The following is a 19,494-nucleotide window of genomic DNA, read 5'->3' on the forward strand; positions in this document are numbered from 1 at the left end:
CTTGTGTTCACTCCTCATTAGTGGTTCTTAATCCTTTTATACTCTTCCTGTTCTTTATTGAACATGGTTTACCCTTTAGCGAAATTATTCTTCCCTCTTCTGCGATCGCTCTTTGTTCGCAACTGTACTGGTTTAGAACATATTCCTAAAAAAGGACCTTTTATTATCGCTTCTAATCACCAAAGTCACATTGATGGTCTTCTTATTGGAAGTTCTGTAGTTGAGAAAACAAATAAAAAAATTCATTTTCTCGCGAAAAAAGAATTTACTTCTTACTTTGGAAGCGCAGTTGAGAGGATTATTTATGAGAAATGGGCAAGCGTTCTCTTTGTTGAAGAAGAAGGGACAAAAAAACGTGGGCAACACGCGCTTCAACAAGCATCAGCACTTCTTGACGCAGGAGAACTGGTTGGAATTTTTCCAGAAGGAAAAAGGACTTACGACGGTTCTCTTCTTGAAGGTAGAACAGGAATTGTTCGTATCGTGCTTGGCGCAAAAAAGGCAAAAACAATTCCAATTATTCCTGTTGGCATACAAAACGCTGATCTCATGCTGCCTCGAAACATGATGATTCCACGCATCTGGAAAGCTCGTGCGGTACTCTCTTTTGGCAAACCTTTTTATCTTACTGCGTATCAAAAGAAATTTATGACAAAAAAAACTGCGACAAAAAAAATGCTTCGTGCCGCAACAACTCTTGTCATGAAAAAAATCGCACAACTGGCACGGAGGTCATATTCTTATGCCTAAATCGTTATTTTCAATTCCGTGGGAAAAAATGATTTCTTTTTCTTTGCGTAAACAAACCGCTCTTCAGAATAAAAAATTGCAACACATGATGCGCTTATTTCCTCACGCGCCATATTATGCCGCGTTTTTTCAGGCGCATACTATTAACTCGCGAGCTATTACTTCCACAAATGATCTTCTTAAAGTTCCTTTCACAACCAAAGAAGATCTTGTCGCGACTGTGGAACGCCCTGAAAAAGCAAGCGCGTTTGTGCTTAATCCCGCACAAAAATTACATACGCTTCCTCATGTGAATGGATTTCGTTTGTTCTTCTCCTCTATACTGAAACAAGAACTTATGAAAGAGTTTAAACCTATTCATGTTCATTTCACGTCAGGCAGAAGCGCGATGAGTGTTCCTGTCCTCTACACACAGCATGATCTTTTATATCTTCAGGAAGCAAGCAGAAGAATGCTTCTTCATCTCAAGATTCCTCGCACTGTTCGTGTTCTCAATGTCTTCCCGTATGCACCGCATCTTGCGTTTTGGCAGGCAGTGTACGCGACAAATTATCTCGGAGTTTTTGGCATTCATACAGGTGGTGGCAAAGGTATGGGAACTAAAAAAATTCTAGATGTTCTCGAACATATGCGTGCTGAAGTGATCATAGGAATGCCTTCTTATGTTTATCATCTTCTTTCGATTGCTGCGGAAGAAAAGCGTGATCTTGCATTTCTACGTTATGTTATTTTAGGTGGAGAAGCGGTGACACTTGCGTATAAAGAAAAACTAAAAAAACTTCTTGATCGCTGTGGTTCTCGCCTTCCTCTTGTTTATTCAACATACGCGTTCACAGAAGGAAAAGTCAGTTGGACGCAATGCCATGAAGAAAGTGGGTATCATCTCTATCCTGACATGGAGTTTATTGAAATTGTTGATCCCCAAGGAAATCGTGTGCCAGATGGGCAGACTGGGGAGATTGTTTATACGGGGCTTGACTTTCGCGGCACTGTTTTCCTGCGCTATAAAACAGGAGACATAGGACGATTGCAAGTTGGTTCATGTCCTTATTGCGGCGCAAAGACTCCTCGCTTAGATCCCGCGATTACAAGAAGCAGTGAAATTACTTCGCTTCAACTGACGAAAATAAAAGGGTCTCTTGTGGATCTCAACGCGGTGCACGCGCTGCTTTCTTCGCTCTCTTTTGTTGATGAATGGCAGGCGGTGCTTCAGAAAAAGAAGCAGTTTGATCTTGACGAACTTGTTGTTCATGTCGCTCCTCACGCTCGAGAAAATCATACTTTTGTCAAGAACGAGCTTATCCGGCAAATGCAGGCGCACTTTCACATCACTCCTTCTGTTGTTTTCACGACAAAGCAAAAACTCGTCGAAAGTCTTGGTTTGGAGACTCATTTGAAAGAAAAAAGGATTCTGGACAAAAGAAAAGAATAAGAAAAAATAAATTGAATAAAAAAAAATTAACTTAAGGCAATCTGTTCTGCCCCAACACCGAGTATACTCAATGTTCTTGTTTTCTGATTGTTTGTTTCATCTGTTTCCACGACTGTTTCGCTGTAATCAAGCGTTATTGCCGCTGTTATCGTTTTGCTTGTACTGCCTGCAATGACATCATCAATCCATTTGCTGTCTATACTTGTCTCTATAGCGATACTTTCTGTTGCCCCTGCTTTTATTGTTTGGGTCACGGTAAATGGAGCGCCTATACTTCCTCCTGTTCCGTCATCGTTCTGCCACTCTATTTCCACATAAAGATCATCAAGCGTTGCGTCAAGCGAGCCGCTGTTTTTTACTCTTGTGTAAAAGTCAACTGCGCCGTCGCTGGTGTCCACAGTCATTGACGCGTCGCTGACTTCAAAGTCTACTGCGGCTGCGCAGATCGCGCTATTGCATATTTCTCCCCTCGCGCAATCTATGAATTCCTGATTGACCGCTCCTGAATCTTCCTGACCATATAGAGAAAGCTTGCTTTTATCTGTCACACAATAATATTCTTTGACAGTAGCTGTATCATAACACGAGTCTGTATGTGATTTTACCTCCTTTGTTGAGGAGCTCAGCCATTCTCCTTTTGTCGTTCCTTTCGTGTATTCATCCAGACCCCCATCGCTGTCTGTGCATTTGTTGGATGCCGTCGTTATTGGACCGGCTGTTGATTTATTTGCTGTTGTGTTTATCATTCCTTTCGCCGCGATCGCCTGTCCGGAGATATCGTTGTCTCCAAGCGTTCCCCCTGTGAACATGGTTAATAATCCAATTACCGCAACAACCGCCACTATCATTACAATCCAACTTTCTTTAGAAACTGCCATTTTTCATCGCCTCTTTTTTTATTATTAAAACATGAATATTTTATTATCAACACATGAACAGTGATTTTTTTTGCTTTACTTCTATTTATATCTTATTATTCTTGGTGCCATCCGATCAAGCATGTGAAATCACAACTTTCCATAAGAAATAGAGATATTGTCTTCGACATTTTCAGAGTTTTGTTTTTTCACAATTTAATAATAAAATTATTTAGGGATTCTCAAGGACTGTAGGGCGATTCTTTATTGTGAGGTGATACACGCACCAGCAAGATCTTTTACTGTCAGGGGGACCCATGAACCGAAGTATCGAACGAAAGAGAAAAAAATTTGGAAGAGAAATTCGGTGAATGGGGTTATTTTTAATCTTCATTTCATAAGGAAGAAAAGAATTGTCATATCACTCGAAAGATCGGATGGCACTATTCCTGCGCTCTATTGAAGAACTGCGTGAATACTTTTTTATACTTGCATTTTTTATTTATTGTTTCATGCTCACGAAAAAACAGCTTGCAATACAGCTTTCCAAACTCGCTGTGTTTGAAAAACCAAAACTGAAACTGGAACAATACCCTACTGATTCTGAAGTCGCTTCCATCATATTGTGGGACGCACTCATGAAAGGCGACATTGTCGGCAAAAAAGTCGCGGATCTCGGCGCGGGAACAGGAATTTTAGGAATTGGCGCGTTATTGCTTGGCGCAGAACAGGTGTATTTTATCGAGAAAGATTCAGATGCTGTTGCGATTCTTCGTCAGAATCTTCTTCCACTTCGTCTTGAGAATTATACGCTTCTTCAGATGGATGTTTCTGAATTTCAAGATCATGTTGACACTGTATTTCAAAATCCGCCGTTTGGGACAAAGCAAGCGCACGCGGACAAACCATTTATGGAAAAAGCGTTTTCTCTTGCAAAGATTGTGTATAGTTTTCATAAAACAACGACTGACGCGTTTGTTCGCGCGATCGCAGGGGATTATTTTTTTTCTATTGCTGAAGTGTATCATTTCGCGTTTCCTTTACGACAAACGCAATCGTATCATCGAAAGAAATTAGAAAGAATTGAAGTGACGTGTTATCGGTTGGTGAAAAGGTAGTCTCGCGTTCTAAGACAAAACATTTTTAATGTTCATTGCCTTCATTCTTCTTATGTCAAAAAGAGGTCGTCCTGTTCAATCTGCAATCAGACAAAACATGATTGAGCTTTTGCACCATCTTGGCGAAGGATATGGGTATCAACTTTCTCTGTTGTACAATCAAATTTTTCCAAAATGTACGATGCGGAGCATTCATTATCATTTGAAAAAAGGTTTGGAGACGCAGGAATTCGCTGTCAAAAGAATGGTGAAAGAAGAAGGAACGTATTCCTGGGGGGGCAACGCGGAGAAAATTTATTATAGGCTCGGCGAAAACGCGAAACCAAAAATGGATGACAGAGTCAGATTGTTTTTTGAGAAAAAACAAGTTTAATTTAGAGCATCTTCTTCAGAAATCCAATGAGCGCAAACGCTTCTCGTTTTGTTAATGTGCTTTTGCCGATCATTCTTCTCCAGACTTTTCGCTGCGTTTCACGTTTACTCTCACTTCTGAAGTCTTTCTTTTCAAGAACCTGATCAAGAACACGCATAATGATGACTTTATCTTCCGCAGTCGCTTTCTTGAACTTTTCACTCATTTTTTGAGTGCCTAACTTCTTGGTGATTTCATACAAGAAGATAGAGACTGCGTGGCTGAGGTTGAGGGTGAAGTAGCTGTGGTGCGCGGGGATTGTCGCGACAAAATCGCATTTCTCGATTTCTTCGTTGAACAAGCCGTGTCCTTCTCTGCCGAACACAAGCCCAACTTTCACTTTTGGATCTTTTATGAGCTTGTTTTCTTCAAGATGCTGGCTAAGCTCTTCTGGAGTGATTGGTGAACGGGGAATATTGTAGTCTGTTCCTGTCCGCGCTGTTGTCGCGATGAGATAGTCGAATGTTTCCAACGCTTTTTCTGTTTCTATTTTCGCGTTTTTTAAGATTGGTTCTGCTTCATGTTTTGCTCTTATGAGCGCGTCAATATCATCTTTGCTGCATTTTGGATTGATGAGAAGGAGGTCTTTGAACCCAAAATTCGCCATGACTCTGCACACTGCGCCGAGATTATGGCCATGTTCTGTTCCGATGAGGATGATCGTGAGCATGATTGTTTGTTTTGTCTTGTTTCTTATATATCTTCGCTTCTTTTCATGTGTTCTGGTATTTGGTGTTATGAAAATATTATTTTATTAACACCCCATTGCGCCTTTTTTGGCGCAATGGGTCCCCCTGACAGTTTTCCTTTTGCTGGTGCGTGTTTTTTCTTGCTTGGCGATTCTTCAACTCTCACTTTTGCTTCTTTTTCTGCTTAAATGTTTTTAGAAATTTGAGCTTTTCTTCTATTTTCTCTCTTTATTTCCTATTCTTCTTTGTTTTTCTACTTTTTTAGAATTAGTTTGGTCTTCATTATTTCGACTTTGTTAAATATTATTGTTTATTGTTGTCTTAATAATTTAGTAGATATTATCTCGTATCTTGTAATAATTTTCTTTATTCTTGTCGTCTTTTTGCTTTGTTCCTTTTTTCTAAAAAGTGAGGTTTGAAAAATAGTGATATCTTGGATTTAAAAAATTTAGGTTCTGATTAAAAGTTCTGCGTTAGAATTAAGTGAGAAGGTTGTGCTTTTTGATTAAATATTTTGCTTTTTAATTTGGTTTATTTGGGTGCTTAATAAAGGAGATAGGTTTAAAACACTGTAATATGATCCCATGCGCACTATATATTTCGTATGCACTGGTTCTATATCTCCATATATAGGAAATTCTCCGCTTGCTGTTGGGGTAATTGGAAGACATTCTTCTCTTTGCACTTGCTCTGATTGTCTGTTCATTTCTTGTTCGTACCACGCTTCAACAATGGTAGGTGTTTCAGGCATTTTGATATTATTGACAGGTTCTTCACGCCTGAGATTGGACCATTCTCTTCTCTCCCTTTCTTCTTTTTTCTCGTCCAACAATGCTTGCATATAAAGCAATTCCTTCTCATGCGGTGTGTAATAGGTGAGACACTCGCCCTGTTCGCTTTCCAACGCCCGATGCGTTTCTATCGCAGTCATTTCCGCTGCCGCGTCGTACGCTTCTCCTTTTGTGTATGTTTCCAGGTGTTCTGTTGTTTGTTTTATGTCATACGCGACATTTCCCACTATCTCTTCTAACATTTCCGGACGTTCAATTTCAAGGTATCGTCTATATAGTTCATCAGAAGGTAAATGCTCAGGAATTGGATTCCATAAAAATGTGATTGGCGAGGTGACATAGTCCCAGCCGCGGACTTGTTCTTCATGTTCTACAACATGGCTGCCAAATTGCGTGCTTGCGTGCGCATATACAGGAGCTTCATATACTGCTTCATTATAAAATTGGAGAATCAGCGATTCAACGCGTTGTCTTTCTTCTCTCGTCAGCGTTTCTCCTTCTCTGACATATACTTGTGTTTTTTCTGAATATCTGCTAAATCGAAAATCAACTATCTTCCCTTCTGTCGCTCGATTGAGATCAAATTCATATCGCTTTTGGATATCTTCGTCAACTTCAGTTCTCCGCGCTAGTCCTCGACCTTTGCCGCAGGTATGCCTGACAAAAAGACCTGTTTTTTTCTTCGCTTTTCTCAATTGTGTTTTCTGTTCGTCACTGAATCCTTGAGGAACGCCGTTATATTCTATCAGTTCAGCGCCATCTTGCGTCCAGCTACGCCAGTCTCCATGACCCGCGACAACAATGTCGCTGATACGCTCGTCTATCAAAACGTTTATGATATCTTCTTTTGTCGCGGGATCAAAAACCCGCGCACGCTTGCCAAACGCGGTTTCCACTCGATGCACATAGAGTTCTGTCGCTCCAGGAAAATAGCGAAGTGGGTCGTAGAATTGATGGGGCGCTGAAATAAGAATAGCAAGCTTATCTGTTTCAGGATCCTGAAGTTCCGCTGCTTTCTTTTCGAAATACCAGCAGGATGCTCCATAAGTAATTGCGCTTACGCCAACAAGAGGGCTCAGAAAAGCACTAACTCTTTTTACCAGCTTGAACAATTTTACCATTGGGGAGAGATGTATTCATCTCTTTAAAAAATTTTAGTGGAGAAATGTATGATTTTCTCACTTTAGAATCAGTTATATAATCTCTTTATTCGTTCTGTGTGAAGCTTCTTTTGTTCTTCTTTTATCTTTTTTAGATCATCTAACATCGCCTGCCCTTCTTCTTCTGAAATGATTCCAAAAAAATCTGAGAGAGGACGTCTATGTTTTTGATGGCATACTCTTATTATTTCCTCTGAAAAACTTTCATCTTCGTATTTTGCTTCACACAGGACGTTGTATGCTTTTTCTGTAATTGTCAATTCTTTTGTTGCCATACTTTTACTTTACATCTTCTTGTATTTTATTGTTTTGGTTTTTGACTTCTATAATGATGAAAAAACAAAACATTTAGATAGTAAATAATACGCTGTTGATTTATGAAAAAAGAAAAAGATGTTGTTGAAAAAGCGTTTGGAATCTGGTCAAATATGAAAGAGATTGGAGTCGTGTATGTCGATCGAATGCGAAAAGAATCGGAGAGAAATACATTTCAGCAGAAAAATATATAAGCATCTCCACCTAAAAGACTTCTATGCAACAAGAAATGATAACAATTCCAAAAGAAGAGTACGTAAAACTCAAGAAGATTGAAAAAGCAGATAATGCTCTATTAGATGATATAGCACATGGTATAAAAGACATTCTCCAAGGTAAAATAAAAGAAGTTTAAAGTGGACCTAATAATTTCTCTAACATTTCTTTGTATACATCTAAATGTTTTTTGATAAGATCAATGTCATCTTGTTGTGCTTTTTTATCAGTGATTGTAATAAGAAAGACTGCTTGATGTTCTTCGTAGACGAGAAACAAAAGCCTTTTTCCATCAAACTTCTTTTCACGAAAGAAGATGTAGCCCAATGGTTTTCCACCATATGGTTCTTGTTTGAGCTCTTGTTCAAATTCTGCTACTCTCTTTTGCTCTGCCTTTTCTAATTTATCATACTTTTTTTCATACCATTCTGTTCTGAAGACGCGAAACATAGACTCATCATCAATTTGATTCTATAAAAATTTATCTGCAACTTTATGCAATCATTAAAAATTTGTTTTCTCCTAAAACCCTTGCATTTGTTCTTCCCATTCGTCATAATCCCTTACATGCCTCACTGAACTATCTTATTTGTACGACTTTTGCCCTCTTTCAACTCATGAACCCTGCTTCTCCACTTCGCGCTTCTCAAACTGTTTTGTCGGGATGATTTCCAAAAACCGGGGGTGTTTCGGGATTATCTTGAATAGCCGGGATTATCTCCAAATTTGGCGATTTGTTGCAATAGTGCTTAATCGTCATTTTCTCGAATAGAAAAAGAACTGCATCTTTTAGGCATTTTTTTGGCATTTTCTTGCTTACTTTGGTATTCAGAAATTCTTTTTTGAAATTTTTTTATGTAATCAAGCGCATTGAAAAGATTTAGGTATTGATTGAAGGTTTTGTTTGTTTCAAGTAAAAAAATTTATATACTTCTGTCTACTTGTAAGTGGTAAAATGGTCAAATTATGGTATCCAGAACAAGCAACGGAATTTCGTGATCGCTATGTTCACTCTCCGCTTCCTTTGAATCAGATAATCAGTGCACCTTATGTTAGAGACACTGCGCAGCAGCTTGCTGCTTTCCCATTACTTCAAGCTCTTACGATAGCTGAATATGCACTCACTCAACCAGTTTCTCACGATGATAAAAAGAAAATTTCTGATCTCGAAGGAAAAATGCTTGAGCTTATGTGTTCTGGAGATAGAGAAGAGTTTCAGGGCATTGAAAAATATGCTTGCAGAGTAGTTGATCCTACTAACTCTGAATATATGTTTCACGCATTAAATTCTGTCGCAACATGTTATTCAAGAGAAAAACGCGCAGGCATTATCAACCGTCTTCTTGAAGACATTGCAATAGGTGGAACATTTATTTTCTTTTTAGAAAAAGACGATGTGCCTGTTGTTTATAACAAGCTTTTTGTCACTAATACTCCTGACCGTGGTCTTGTTTTGTTTTATGATGCTATCGAAAATGGAAATGTCCAGGCAAACGCTGTTAAAGATTGGAAAACTGTTGGGAAGATGGATCAGCTTGCTGCTTCTCTTGCCTATGCAGCTTTCTTTGCCCGCACTCTTAACATAACTGCGTTGGGGCTTGCAGACAGAGAACTCGATGAAGCTGGCTCTTTACTTGGATGCGGTAATTCTTATTTATTGCCAAAAGGACATCGTAAAGTTGGATATCCTACTCATCCAGATAACAAAGGAGAGGTTGTCTATCAAAATCGTCTTTATGGTCGTGGTGGAGATAAATATAGGGTCTTAGAAACAGCGCATTTCCAAACAGATGTTCGCCTTGTTTCAAAATTTTTTGAGGTTTATGAAACACTTGCTCGTCACGAATTCAAGCCGGAGTCAAAGCATTACAATGCACGGGTCCAATTTATACGTTTAGCATATGACGCTATTTCTCTACTCCATGCATCAGACACAGAAACTCGTGAGCGTGTTCGTGAAGCGAAAGAAAGAATTTTTGCTTCGATTCCTTAATCTTTAATCATTTCTTAAATCATTTCATTGCGTTGTCGAAATTATTATATACTCCATTCTTCCAAAATGCACATATCTTATTTATCTGAGGTGAACATCAATGGCAACGCCACAATTTATTTTACGACACGCAGAACCAACAATGAATCCAAGCAGCGATGAACTCGCAAACACGATTATCCATCGTATGGGTTTAATGCCGAGAAAAAAAGGCTCGACGGAAAAGATGCATCGTGTGCTTCTTGAACTTTACGAAAAAGCAAAAGTCGCAAGCAGAGATAAAACACCAACCGCCGCAATTATGACTGTAGAAGAAATGGCGTTACACGCGGGAATTTCACGGCAAACCATGTACGACTATATCAAACGATGGGTTGACACGGAATTTATCACAAAAACCAGCTATATTGGCTCAGATCAAAAGGTTGTCGTGGGGTATAAGTTGAATGGTCCTACTCTCGAATCCGCGTTTGAAAAAACACGAACGCGCGTGCACAATAATCTTGATTTGACCGCGAAGTATGTGCAGGAATTACAGCGCATTGTGAAGAACGAGAAAATCAGCAAACGGTTTGAAGGAAAAGAACAAAAGAAAGAAGAACCAGAACATGTGTTTACGAACATCGTTCCTTCTGAAAAACATTCAGAAGAAACTCTTGAAACAGAAGCGCCTGAGAACACTGTTCCAGATGTTGAAGAACAATCTGGTCCGCAAGACTATGTGGGTTGATTTGTTTAAATTTTATATAAATTATAATGTCTGATTAATTATATGTTGGTTGTTTTGATTAAAACTTTTAATTTATTTCTTATTTTAGGGAAAAGTATATAAGACACCTCCTGGCTTTTTCTAAATATGGATCAAGAAACACCGCTTTATCTTCGTTTGCCTGCTGAACATGATAAATCGCGCGCCCCTTTAACAAGCGATACCATCGTTATTCCTCTTGGCGAAGCGGATAATCACGTCCTTCCTCCTGATGCAAGAGAAGTAGTTGTTCCTCTTCCTCCTCGTCGAGAAGTTTCACTTGAGGAAATTGCAGCGCATGATCATTTTTATTTCTTAAAACTCCACGGGCAAATAGGTATGGGTGGGCTTGCGGCTGTTTATCGAATGCATGATAGCCTTGAGCAAGGGTTTGCGTTGAAGGTTCCATTACGAGTCACACCAAAAACATATGATCATTTTGCTTTAGAAGCGCACCTTCTCCGAGGACTCCGTCGAGCTTCCGCTCTTGTTCCGGAGTTAGTTTCGCATGGTGTTGCCGCAGATTTTCCTTATTTACTTATGGATGATTTAGGGCTCGATTTTCTCCAGAATCCACACATCCATCACACTACGGAGGGAAGCGTTGAGAAAGTAACACGTGTCGCTCTTGCTGTTTGTGATACTCTTATGGCATTGCACGCTCTTGGCTATCGTCATAATGACGTGAAACCCGCAAATATTCACTACGCGCTCTCAGGTCATATTCATCTTCTTGATTTTGCTTCCGCAACTCCTTTAGATTTGGGACTTGATACACAAGCATTTAGTCCTTTGTATCTCGCACCAGAACGGGTTACTGATGATTTTCCAGTAAATGAAAAAGTTGATGTTTTTGGTTTAGGAGTCACTCTCTATGAACTTCTCGCATATCATCCTCCTTTTATGACAGTACAAGATCCCCGCACTATTCCAGGTCTTCGCGAACACGTTCACCTCGTTAAAACAGGCGGATATATGCCGTTATGTGGTTATTCACCACGACTTACTTCTCTTGTTTGCGCAATGATGGCATACGATCCTTCTCATCGTCCATCGCTTCCTGTTGTTCGTCAAGTATTGCACGAAACTCGCAAAGAATATTTTGATCAATAATTCTTTTTGCTGTTTAATACGTTTCTCAAAAGCATTTTTTCTTTCAAAACTTTCTATTTTTGATTAAATGTTTTAAGTTGAATTTATTTAAGATATTTGAATTATCTCGACATCATATTGTTAAATTGTTTTTTATTGTCGTAATAATTTAGTTAACTATAATTTAGAATGTTGTTTTTATTATATCTTATTTGATTCTACATTATCCGGACAAACTTCTTTAGAAAAAGAGAGTATTTTTTAGAGCAAATTTGCGCAAAGTCACAAAAAAGAGGAAAGCGAGTAATATTTCTCGAATGTTTTAAGCGCAAATCTAAGGAAAAGTGAGAGTTTGAGTTATTTTTTGACAAATTTTTCTTAAAAGAATTTTTTGCTTTCTTCAATTTTTTAGGCATTATGAAAAAATATACGCAAAGTGAGGGTTTTTGTGAGAATACGCTTTTGTTTTCCAAAAACATATAAATCAACAGGTTTCATTTCTTTTTGTGACTTCAAAACAACTTCGCCACAAAGATATTGAGCCGTTGCTTGCTGCCTACAAGATTTCTGTTTCTAAACAAGATCACTTGGAATTGCGGAATGAAAAAGTTGTGTACATTAATCATCAGCCCGCATTTTTTTATTATGAAAACAAACTTGTGCCGACACTGCATCATCTTTTGAAAGAATCATCGCTTTTGAAGAAGATAGTTGTTGATATGGGAGCTGTCAAATTTGTGGTAGGGGGCGCGGATATCATGCGGCCAGGGATTGTCTCTATCGAAAGTGAGATTTCCTCTGGTGATTTTGTTGTGGTTGTTGATGTGAACAATAAGAAACCACTCGCTGTGGGGATTGCACTGTTTGGTTCTTCTGAAATGCAAGAAATGAAAACAGGGAAAGTGATTAAGAATATTCATTATGTTGGCGATGATGTTTGGAAGAATGGAATGTAATTTTTTTCTCTTCTTATCTCATTTCAATTGGAGCATGCGTTACCGCACTCCTATAGTGCTCTCGCGCAAGTGCTGCGAAATTTTTCATGATTCTTGCAGTATAAGGACTTTCTGCAAAGGTTGCATTGGTTGCATCATACTCTGGGTAATATCCTAATCTAAAACGAACATCCGCAAGATCCATTTCTGGATGAAATTGAACCGCATACACATGCTGTCCCATACGAAACGCTTGAACACGACATGTTGGATTTTGCGCAAGAAATTGCGCTCCTTTAGGGATTCTTTTTATCGCGTCGTAATGCCCTGTTTGCGCGCTAAATACTTTTGGCACTCCTCTATATAATGGATCACGCATCGCTGCATCTGTCAAAACAATAGCAACAGTTCCAACTTCTTTGCATTCTCCTTTTTGGTAAAATGGAACTTCATACGCATCCGCGAAAAGATGAAGACCAAGGCAAATGAATAAGGATGGAGTATCTGTTCGTACAATTTCTCTGATTAATCCTTCTGTGTGTTGCCTTGCTCTTTCAACTAACTCTCCTCCATCAGAAACATATAACTCTCCTGACCCTCCAAAGATGAATCCAGCATATTGATCGAGGGGGATTTTGGAACAGTCTCTTTCCAACGCATTGTAGGCGACAATATCTGCTAGTTCTCCTACTTTCTCTCTGCAATTTCTTTCTTCATCTGCTCTGACTACTCGAATTGTTCTGAATTGGAGCAATGCGATTGATGGAATGGCTGTCATCAAATTTCGTTTATTTTTTCTTTTTTTAAAGGTGTTTGTTTTGGTTCTTTCTGTTAGATTCGAAGATATGTAGCGATTAATGTTCTATGATCCGCCGCAGCTGGCGGCCTACGGACAAATTCTACGAGAATTTGTCCTACGGGGCACCCCGTAAGGGACAACCCCCTCCCCGTCGGCGCCAGCGGCGGATTTTGCTAGAAACCAAAAAATAGCAACATGGCCAGACGGAGCGAACGAGGTTGCCTTACGCAGTGAGGTGTTCTCGTTCGCGAAGTAGGGCTTGGAACGAAGTGACAAGACCGTCTGTGCCATTGTTGTCGTTATGAAAAATCGGCGCAAAACCTTGCACTATTTCAAATCTGCGATTTGTAATATGCTCAAAACTCGTTTTGCGCATTTAGTGCGAGGATGTAGCGCCGAGATTCCGCAAGCGCCGATTTTACATCCCACGGAAGCGCCACCACTCGTTTGCGAACCGTAAAACCTCGCTCTTTAGAGCGAGGATAGGTGAGCAATAACGTAAGTGGCGCTTCCGTGTTATTTTTTGCTTAACCCTCAAAATATCATTTCGTATCTCTTGTCTTTATCCAAAACTTTATATATTCGGAGAGCGATAAAATTGTTATTCAGTATCATAATAATAAAATCTGAGGTGGAAGTATGGGAATGAGAAGAGTTGGAACAGCATTTTTTACAGTTGGATTAGTATTAGCAGTCCTTATGGGCGCATTGAGTGATCTTTTTATCATGCCAGTTATTACCGCATTCTTTTGGGTGCTTTTTGTCTTTGGATTGATTGCAGGTTTCTTGAATACAGCAAAAGAAGATGCTGAAGATGTTTTGTACACCGCAGCGGTTGTCCTTCTTGCTTGCATAGCGGCATCAGAACTCGGTCGAGTTTCTCCAAATCTGTTTGGTAACTTTGTTGTCGGCGCGGCAAAAGGCGTTATCGCATTCATCTTCCCAGCAGCACTCATCGTTGGCGCAAAACGAATTTGGGATTTGGGGACAGGATTTTAGATGAAGTCTTTTCTCTTTCTTTTTTCTTTTCTTCTTAACGATAAATATATAAGAATCTTCATCCCATACTTATTTACATGAGCAAAAAAGAATCAACGCACTTAGCGCATGTGCGTACGCATCTTGCCAATGAGCGAACATTTCTTTCTTACATTAGAACCGCGCTCGCGTTCATCGCAGCGGGCTTGGCAATCATACGTTTTTTACCTACGCACTTTATAGATGCGTTACTGCTTATTGCTTTAGGTCTGAGCTTCCTTCTTTTTGGCTTATGGCGTTATGGAAAATATAAACAACACATTAATCATATTCATTGAATTCTTCATTAATAATTCATAAACGTTATTTCTGCCTTTGCCATGTTTTTATTGAACTCATGCTCTGGCTTTTTTGCTTTTACTCTATAAATTAACGTGTCCATTCCGTTCCAGAACAAGAACCAGCCTGCAGGTTCAAGAAGGATAATTAAAAAATTAGTTAGAATCTTCTCAACCCCACGCGAAAGGAGGATTGTCGCAATGATCATAAGGAAGATACCAATTCCCGTAAATCGTATTCCATGCATAATCAGTTCTTTTCTTTCCTGTTTGACTATATTCATTTTATGGTGGAAATATTCTTGCAGTCGTTTTTTAATGATTGCTTCCTGCTGCGCGCTTCTTATCCTTGTTGGAACAAGAAAGCGGATTTCTATCTTTCCTGTTTTTTTACTTCTCATCGCTTTCACAAGTTCATTAAGAAAGTCGTCAGAGATTGCTCGTTGACTGTATGGTCGCGGATCAAAATCTGAGAAAATATCGTCATATGTGTCAATCCAAAGGCTGATTTCTGAAAGTTTGAGGAGCTTTTCTTTTTCTTCGCCCGCGAGCGTGCTTTGTACTTCACGTTTTGGTTTTTGTTTTTCTTCAGTTATTTTTTCTTGTTTTTGTTCGGGCATGTACTTTTTAGAGGAGTTCTTGTTTTTAAGTCTTTAGTTTTTCTCTAGAAGGAGCTTAGATTACTTCTTTTCAACAAATTCCAACGAACAGGAATTAATGCAATATCGTTTCCCACTTTTTGCTGGACCATCATCGAAAACATGACCAAGATGTCCGCCACACTTTTTACAGGTGACTTCGATTCTACGCATGCCATGGCTGTTGTCTTCTGTGAGGTTTATATTTTCTTTATTCTGGGGATCGGAAAAACTCGGCCAGCCTGTGCCGCTGTCGAATTTGGTGTCTGACGCAAAGAGTTCCGCGCCGCAGTCTGCGCATTTGTACATTCCTTTCTTTTTGTTATCCCAATATTCTCCCGTGAACGCAGGTTCTGTGCCTTTTTCTCTGAGAACGTGATATTGTTCTGGCGTGAGTTTTTTTTGACTTTGTTGTTTTGTCATGTTATCTTCTACATTTCTGACATAATCCTGTTGCTTCAAGTTTGATCTGGGAGACAGAATATCCATACTTTTTTGCGATCTGTTTTTTCATTTCATCTATTTTTTCCCACAAAAAGTCAATCACCGCGCCGCACTTGCCGCAGATTAAATGGTGGTGCACTCCTTTTTCTGTTGTTTCATAATGATGGTGCTCTTCTTCCAAATGCAATTCATGCACAATGCCCGCTTTTTTGAACTCATGCAGCGTTCTGTAGATGGTGGAAAGATTAATTTTTGGATCTTTTTTTCTTGCAAGCGCGTAGAGCTCATCGACATGAAGATGTCCAGGATTTTGCTGTATGATTTCAAATAAAAGAATACGTTGCGGGGTGAGCCGTTCGACACCTAGCTTTTTTTTGATTTCCGCCGCTTGTTGTTTATTGATCATGTTGCTTTGTTTTTTTTGCTTGCTTACTTTTTCATTTGCTTGAGTTTTTTCAGAATTTTCTCGTTTCCTTTCCAATCGAGTGCTTCTTTGACGACATCATAGACACAGACGACCGGAACAATTTGCACTTTTTCAAGGTCTGTTTTGTCCAAGCGAATATCTTTGAGATTTGCTACTGGAACAAGGACTTTCTTTATGCCACACTCTACTGCCGCATGAACTTTTTCAGAAATTCCGTCGACAGGAAGCGCGTCTCCGCGAACAGATAACCCTCCTGTAATCGCGACATCTTGTTTGACAGGAATATACTGCATTGTTGAGATGAGCGCTGTCGCAATCGCAAGCGATGACGTGTCGCTTCCAGAAATCTTATACGCAGTGAGAAACTGGACATAATAGATGTATTTTTGTTTTGTGCCGAAGAACATTTCGAGGACCGCAAGAACGTTTTGTGTTGCCTGCTTTGTGCTCTCGCTCACATCTCCTGTGACACGAATTGTTGACGCTTCTGTTGTTGGCGTTGCCTGCGTTTCAATAGGCAGAACAATGCCAGAAACGCCTTCCTGCGATCCTGTTGTCGCAAGACAATTGACACGACCTTTGCTTGTTCCTTTTGTGAGAATAATTTCATACGATTTTCTGTCCTCTATTTCTTTATCCGCGATTTGATGCTCGAGTGTTCTCGAGATGTCATACGCCGCGGTGACGTGTTTTTTTGTGACCAGTTGTGCGTGCTCCGCAACTGCGATGTCTCCTGCTGCTCTGATCAAACCACCGAGGTCTCTGAGTTTTAAGGTGAGGTATCCATTCTTGTTCGCTCGTCTTCTCGCTTCTTCTATGATTTCAAGCACCGCCTCTTTATTGAAATGAGGAATTTTTTTGTCTTTGACAATTTCCTGCGCGACGAATCGCGCGAGCTTCATTCTGTTTTCTACACTATCTGCCATGCGTTCATTCATGAACACTTCATAACCATAGCCACGAATTCTGCTTCTCAACGCAGGATGCATGTCCCTGATATTATCCATGTTTCCCGCAGCGACCAAAATAAATCCGCACGAAACAAGATCTGTGCGCACCATCGCGCCCGCTGAAAATTCGCTTTGTCCTGTTATAGGATATTTTCCTTCCTGTAATGCGGTGAGAAGTTCTTGTTGCGTGTCTATCTTTAATGTTCCTATTTCATCAATGAACAAAACCCCTTGGTGTGCTTTGTGAATTAATCCCGCGACTACTCGTTCATGCGCAGGTGTTCCTAATCCCCCTGATTGATATGGATCGTGAAGAATGTCTCCCAAGAGCGCTCCTGCGTGCGCTCCTGTCCCGTCGAAAAAAGGAACTTGTTCTCGCTGGCTGTTGTCCACCAAGAGTTTTGGCGGCGCGCTTTCTCCTGTTTTTTCTGTTGTTTTCATTCCAAAGAAGAGGAACGCGAGGAGAAGCATGGACGTGATGAGTGAGGCAGCGAAAATAATCGCGCCCACTGTGTAGCCATGCAATGTGCCAAAATAATATAATGTCCACCACGGAAAAATAATGCCCATGATCGCAACGAAGATCAAGAAGAATTTTTTCCCTGTAAAGAATTCCTGTTTTCTCGCGATTGTTTTTTCGACAATCTCTTTTCCTTTTCCCGCAGCGACTGCTTTTATTATTGGATGATGCGTGTCTGCTGTGTTCGCATACGCAAGAATGTCATTGAGATTTTCTTTTGGCAATAATTCCGCGAGCGCCATTCCTAACAAGGATTTTCCTGTCCCTGGTTCTCCTATTAAGAGGACGTGTCGCTTCTGTTGGCTTGCTTTTTTTATGACTTCAACTGCTTGTTCCTGACCAATGACTTGATCAACTACTCGCTTTGGTATTTCTATGTCCGCTGTTGATTCAAAGGAAAATTCATTCTGCATGAAGTAAATTAATCACTGGATGTTAATAAATGTTGCCTTATTGCAAAACTATTGCAACAAAGCTTTATATAGGAGTTATTCTTACTGCAAATAATTGGCAATAAGATTAGTTGTTTTTAGAATTGAGAATGTTTTAAGAATTGAGGAGGCAAAACACATGAGACAGTTTATTTCAACAGTATTAATTGTTTTTTTGTTGCTCATAAGCAGTGTTGCGGCAGAGTACACTATAGATCTTTCCACAACTCCTGAGCAGATTACTGCGCGGGATAATCCATTTGCCCACTACGATGATTTGGGCGCATTACCCCAGCTTACTGTCGCAGTTTTGGATAGTTCTGGTATGGCTGTTCAAGACATGACGATCACTGTAACGGTGACGCATGTTGACAATCTTATTTTACCTTCTGGATTTCCATGGGTTCAAGGAAAGGAATTACTTTCTATTACTTCTTACGAAGAAGATGGTGTTTTAACCGTAGAAGGTTTATTATTCCCCCTTCGCGGAGCGTATACTGTCGATGTCACTGTTCTTGACAGCACTGCTAATCAACGGAAAGAACAATTTACCATCTCTGTTGCTGAACCATTCAGCCAATCAACACTTAACGGGATTATCTTTGTTGCTGTGCTTACTGTATTTGGATTCATTGTCGGTCTTGTCTTTGGAAAAGATCTTTTGAACGCAAAGAAAGCACAAGGAAAAGGATTTGGCATGTTTATGTTGCTTGTTCTGCTTGCAGTTCCATTCGCGTTTGCGCACAGTGACGCGGAAATTGAAGAAACAGGCATTGTGCATTATGAAGATGAACAAGTTACTTTTTACACAAACCCTGAAGTTCCTGACATTGGAACAAAGACACAGTTTACTATTGAAGCAAAAGATGAAAACGGGATGCCTGTTGATAACGCGGTGCTGCACGTTGAACTCGCGAACGAAGAAGAAGGATTTGTTGTTTTAGATACTGACATCTTTTCTCAAACGGGTGTCTTTACTTTCCAGTATGGTATTTTTGATGGCGCTCCGCACATTGCGAGCATCACGATTTCGCCGACAGAAGCATCTTCCACGCAGTTTGCAGTCATTGAACGAGAGTATCCATTCGCAGGAGAAGCGCATAGTCCACCAATTACGGCGAAGCTTATCGCGACATTTGTGATGCTTTTAGCGATGCTTGTTGGATTTGGACTCGGTGTTCTTGTTCGAAAAATGAGTATGAAAAACTGTGCTGATGGCACATGTTCAGGTGATCACGATGAATAAAGAAAAATACGTCAATGTTTTTGGCTATCAAGTCAAATTACGCGCTGTAACAATGGTCGCGATTATCTTTGTTTTGGCATTGTTGTTTTGTTGGTTGTTGCTTTTTAGTCCATGGCCGGCAATCCACGATCCAACACACTGGATTAGACATAGTTTAGGATTCGTTCCTTGTCATTAGGTTTTTTGTTTTCTTTTTTTCTTATTTCTCTTTTTGT

The 19,494-nt window shown here is 39.8% G+C and carries 23 protein-coding genes; 13 read left to right on the forward strand and 10 right to left on the reverse strand.

Annotated elements, in window-relative coordinates; genetic code table 11:
- Window positions 1-63: 63 nt before the first annotated feature.
- On the forward strand, window positions 64-750 hold the full coding sequence (locus HZC31_05235) for a 1-acyl-sn-glycerol-3-phosphate acyltransferase (GenBank protein ID MBI5002765.1): 687 nt from the start codon (window positions 64-66) through the stop codon (window positions 748-750).
- On the forward strand, window positions 743-2,182 hold the full coding sequence (locus tag HZC31_05240) for an AMP-binding protein (protein ID MBI5002766.1): 1,440 nt from the start codon (window positions 743-745) through the stop codon (window positions 2,180-2,182). Before HZC31_05235 ends, HZC31_05240 begins: the two co-directional genes overlap by 8 nt.
- A 26-nt stretch (window positions 2,183-2,208) precedes the next feature.
- On the opposite strand, the gene HZC31_05245 is transcribed toward HZC31_05240, so the two are convergent.
- On the reverse strand, window positions 2,209-3,060 hold the full coding sequence (locus tag HZC31_05245; protein MBI5002767.1) for a hypothetical protein: 852 nt from the start codon (window positions 3,058-3,060) through the stop codon (window positions 2,209-2,211).
- A gap of 491 nt (window positions 3,061-3,551) precedes the next feature.
- Here HZC31_05245 and HZC31_05250 point away from each other — a divergent pair, with 491 nt between their 5' ends.
- Window positions 3,552-4,157 (forward strand): RsmD family RNA methyltransferase, encoded by a 606-nt coding sequence (locus HZC31_05250; GenBank protein ID MBI5002768.1) that lies wholly within the window; start codon window positions 3,552-3,554, stop codon window positions 4,155-4,157.
- Between the two features lie 52 nt (window positions 4,158-4,209).
- Entirely contained in the window at window positions 4,210-4,530 is a 321-nt protein-coding gene (locus HZC31_05255; protein MBI5002769.1) for a hypothetical protein, read from the forward strand.
- A gap of 1 nt (window position 4,531) precedes the next feature.
- Here the strand turns inward: HZC31_05255 and HZC31_05260 are convergent, their stop codons facing one another.
- The 3 genes from HZC31_05260 to HZC31_05270 all read right to left on the reverse strand — a co-directional run bounded on the left by HZC31_05260 (window position 4,532) and on the right by HZC31_05270 (window position 7,484).
- A complete protein-coding gene (locus tag HZC31_05260) occupies window positions 4,532-5,239 on the reverse strand; it encodes a TrmJ/YjtD family RNA methyltransferase (protein MBI5002770.1) in 708 nt (235 codons plus the stop codon).
- A gap of 524 nt (window positions 5,240-5,763) precedes the next feature.
- Window positions 5,764-7,170, reverse strand: coding sequence for a hypothetical protein (locus tag HZC31_05265; GenBank protein MBI5002771.1), 1,407 nt, complete (start codon window positions 7,168-7,170; stop codon window positions 5,764-5,766).
- Between the two features lie 68 nt (window positions 7,171-7,238).
- Window positions 7,239-7,484 carry an antitoxin VapB family protein gene (locus HZC31_05270; GenBank protein MBI5002772.1) on the reverse strand — a complete coding sequence of 82 codons (246 nt, stop codon included), beginning with the start codon at window positions 7,482-7,484 and terminating at the stop codon, window positions 7,239-7,241.
- Window positions 7,485-7,741: 257 nt separating this feature from the next.
- Between HZC31_05270 and HZC31_05275 the strand changes: the two genes are divergently transcribed.
- Window positions 7,742-7,879, forward strand: coding sequence for a hypothetical protein (locus HZC31_05275; protein ID MBI5002773.1), 138 nt, complete (start codon window positions 7,742-7,744; stop codon window positions 7,877-7,879).
- Here HZC31_05275 and HZC31_05280 read toward each other — a convergent pair.
- Window positions 7,876-8,190, reverse strand: a complete 315-nt coding sequence (locus HZC31_05280; GenBank protein ID MBI5002774.1) for a hypothetical protein — start codon at window positions 8,188-8,190, stop codon at window positions 7,876-7,878. The two genes, HZC31_05275 and HZC31_05280, sit on opposite strands and share 4 nt — an antisense overlap.
- Window positions 8,191-8,695: 505 nt before the next feature.
- Between HZC31_05280 and HZC31_05285 the strand changes: the two genes are divergently transcribed.
- The 4 genes from HZC31_05285 (at window position 8,696) to HZC31_05300 (ending at window position 12,529) form a co-directional block, all read left to right on the forward strand.
- The gene (locus tag HZC31_05285) at window positions 8,696-9,733 is read left to right on the forward strand and encodes a hypothetical protein (GenBank protein ID MBI5002775.1); all 1,038 of its coding nucleotides are present in this window, start codon (window positions 8,696-8,698) and stop codon (window positions 9,731-9,733) included.
- Between the two features lie 100 nt (window positions 9,734-9,833).
- Window positions 9,834-10,463 carry a hypothetical protein gene (locus HZC31_05290; protein ID MBI5002776.1) on the forward strand — a complete coding sequence of 210 codons (630 nt, stop codon included), beginning with the start codon at window positions 9,834-9,836 and terminating at the stop codon, window positions 10,461-10,463.
- Between the two features lie 126 nt (window positions 10,464-10,589).
- The gene (locus HZC31_05295) at window positions 10,590-11,594 is read left to right on the forward strand and encodes a protein kinase (GenBank protein MBI5002777.1); all 1,005 of its coding nucleotides are present in this window, start codon (window positions 10,590-10,592) and stop codon (window positions 11,592-11,594) included.
- Between the two features lie 485 nt (window positions 11,595-12,079).
- A complete protein-coding gene (locus HZC31_05300) occupies window positions 12,080-12,529 on the forward strand; it encodes a DUF1947 domain-containing protein (protein ID MBI5002778.1) in 450 nt (149 codons plus the stop codon).
- Window positions 12,530-12,542: 13 nt separating this feature from the next.
- On the opposite strand, the gene HZC31_05305 is transcribed toward HZC31_05300, so the two are convergent.
- On the reverse strand, window positions 12,543-13,286 hold the full coding sequence (locus HZC31_05305) for a gamma-glutamyl-gamma-aminobutyrate hydrolase family protein (protein ID MBI5002779.1): 744 nt from the start codon (window positions 13,284-13,286) through the stop codon (window positions 12,543-12,545).
- A gap of 660 nt (window positions 13,287-13,946) precedes the next feature.
- Between HZC31_05305 and HZC31_05310 the strand changes: the two genes are divergently transcribed.
- Together HZC31_05310 and HZC31_05315 are read left to right on the forward strand one after the other, a co-directional pair.
- Window positions 13,947-14,306 carry a hypothetical protein gene (locus HZC31_05310; protein ID MBI5002780.1) on the forward strand — a complete coding sequence of 120 codons (360 nt, stop codon included), beginning with the start codon at window positions 13,947-13,949 and terminating at the stop codon, window positions 14,304-14,306.
- Between the two features lie 77 nt (window positions 14,307-14,383).
- Window positions 14,384-14,623, forward strand: coding sequence for a DUF202 domain-containing protein (locus HZC31_05315; protein ID MBI5002781.1), 240 nt, complete (start codon window positions 14,384-14,386; stop codon window positions 14,621-14,623).
- An 8-nt stretch (window positions 14,624-14,631) separates the two neighbouring features.
- Here the strand turns inward: HZC31_05315 and HZC31_05320 are convergent, their stop codons facing one another.
- Genes HZC31_05320 through lonB form a run of 4 tightly spaced genes read right to left on the reverse strand, consistent with a single transcriptional unit; the run spans window position 14,632 to window position 18,015 of the window.
- Window positions 14,632-15,243, reverse strand: a complete 612-nt coding sequence (locus tag HZC31_05320) for a hypothetical protein (protein ID MBI5002782.1) — start codon at window positions 15,241-15,243, stop codon at window positions 14,632-14,634.
- 60 nt (window positions 15,244-15,303) lie between these two features.
- On the reverse strand, window positions 15,304-15,750 hold the full coding sequence (gene msrB / locus HZC31_05325; protein ID MBI5002783.1) for a peptide-methionine (R)-S-oxide reductase MsrB: 447 nt from the start codon (window positions 15,748-15,750) through the stop codon (window positions 15,304-15,306).
- A complete protein-coding gene (locus tag HZC31_05330) occupies window positions 15,686-16,111 on the reverse strand; it encodes a transcriptional repressor (protein MBI5002784.1) in 426 nt (141 codons plus the stop codon). The genes msrB and HZC31_05330 overlap by 65 nt, the downstream gene beginning before the upstream one ends.
- A 23-nt stretch (window positions 16,112-16,134) precedes the next feature.
- The gene (gene lonB, locus HZC31_05335) at window positions 16,135-18,015 is read right to left on the reverse strand and encodes an ATP-dependent protease LonB (protein ID MBI5002785.1); all 1,881 of its coding nucleotides are present in this window, start codon (window positions 18,013-18,015) and stop codon (window positions 16,135-16,137) included.
- A 94-nt stretch (window positions 18,016-18,109) separates the two neighbouring features.
- On the opposite strand from lonB, the gene HZC31_05340 reads away from it, so the two are divergent.
- Complete coding sequence (locus tag HZC31_05340) at window positions 18,110-19,279, forward strand: hypothetical protein (protein MBI5002786.1); 1,170 nt, start codon at window positions 18,110-18,112, stop codon at window positions 19,277-19,279.
- Window positions 19,272-19,457 (forward strand): CbtB-domain containing protein, encoded by a 186-nt coding sequence (locus HZC31_05345; GenBank protein MBI5002787.1) that lies wholly within the window; start codon window positions 19,272-19,274, stop codon window positions 19,455-19,457. The genes HZC31_05340 and HZC31_05345 overlap by 8 nt, the downstream gene beginning before the upstream one ends.
- Window positions 19,458-19,494 lie beyond the last annotated feature (37 nt).

It is taken from the genome of Candidatus Woesearchaeota archaeon (assembly GCA_016214075.1).
Taxonomy (GTDB): domain Archaea; phylum Nanobdellota; class Nanobdellia; order Woesearchaeales; family DSVV01; genus JACRPI01.

Coding starts and splice junctions, on each gene's coding strand:
- HZC31_05235 (MBI5002765.1), top strand. CDS start 64: ATGGTTTACCCTTTAGCGAAATTATTCTTCCCTCTTCTGCGATCGCTC.
- HZC31_05240 (MBI5002766.1), top strand. CDS start 743: ATGCCTAAATCGTTATTTTCAATTCCGTGGGAAAAAATGATTTCTTTT.
- HZC31_05245 (MBI5002767.1), bottom strand. CDS start 3,060: ATGGCAGTTTCTAAAGAAAGTTGGATTGTAATGATAGTGGCGGTTGTT.
- HZC31_05250 (MBI5002768.1), top strand. CDS start 3,552: ATGCTCACGAAAAAACAGCTTGCAATACAGCTTTCCAAACTCGCTGTG.
- HZC31_05255 (MBI5002769.1), top strand. CDS start 4,210: ATGTCAAAAAGAGGTCGTCCTGTTCAATCTGCAATCAGACAAAACATG.
- HZC31_05260 (MBI5002770.1), bottom strand. CDS start 5,239: ATGCTCACGATCATCCTCATCGGAACAGAACATGGCCATAATCTCGGC.
- HZC31_05265 (MBI5002771.1), bottom strand. CDS start 7,170: ATGGTAAAATTGTTCAAGCTGGTAAAAAGAGTTAGTGCTTTTCTGAGC.
- HZC31_05270 (MBI5002772.1), bottom strand. CDS start 7,484: ATGGCAACAAAAGAATTGACAATTACAGAAAAAGCATACAACGTCCTG.
- HZC31_05275 (MBI5002773.1), top strand. CDS start 7,742: ATGCAACAAGAAATGATAACAATTCCAAAAGAAGAGTACGTAAAACTC.
- HZC31_05280 (MBI5002774.1), bottom strand. CDS start 8,190: ATGTTTCGCGTCTTCAGAACAGAATGGTATGAAAAAAAGTATGATAAA.
- HZC31_05285 (MBI5002775.1), top strand. CDS start 8,696: ATGGTCAAATTATGGTATCCAGAACAAGCAACGGAATTTCGTGATCGC.
- HZC31_05290 (MBI5002776.1), top strand. CDS start 9,834: ATGGCAACGCCACAATTTATTTTACGACACGCAGAACCAACAATGAAT.
- HZC31_05295 (MBI5002777.1), top strand. CDS start 10,590: ATGGATCAAGAAACACCGCTTTATCTTCGTTTGCCTGCTGAACATGAT.
- HZC31_05305 (MBI5002779.1), bottom strand. CDS start 13,286: ATGACAGCCATTCCATCAATCGCATTGCTCCAATTCAGAACAATTCGA.
- HZC31_05310 (MBI5002780.1), top strand. CDS start 13,947: ATGGGAATGAGAAGAGTTGGAACAGCATTTTTTACAGTTGGATTAGTA.
- HZC31_05315 (MBI5002781.1), top strand. CDS start 14,384: ATGAGCAAAAAAGAATCAACGCACTTAGCGCATGTGCGTACGCATCTT.
- HZC31_05320 (MBI5002782.1), bottom strand. CDS start 15,243: ATGCCCGAACAAAAACAAGAAAAAATAACTGAAGAAAAACAAAAACCA.
- msrB (MBI5002783.1), bottom strand. CDS start 15,750: ATGGATATTCTGTCTCCCAGATCAAACTTGAAGCAACAGGATTATGTC.
- HZC31_05330 (MBI5002784.1), bottom strand. CDS start 16,111: ATGATCAATAAACAACAAGCGGCGGAAATCAAAAAAAAGCTAGGTGTC.
- lonB (MBI5002785.1), bottom strand. CDS start 18,015: ATGCAGAATGAATTTTCCTTTGAATCAACAGCGGACATAGAAATACCA.
- HZC31_05345 (MBI5002787.1), top strand. CDS start 19,272: ATGAATAAAGAAAAATACGTCAATGTTTTTGGCTATCAAGTCAAATTA.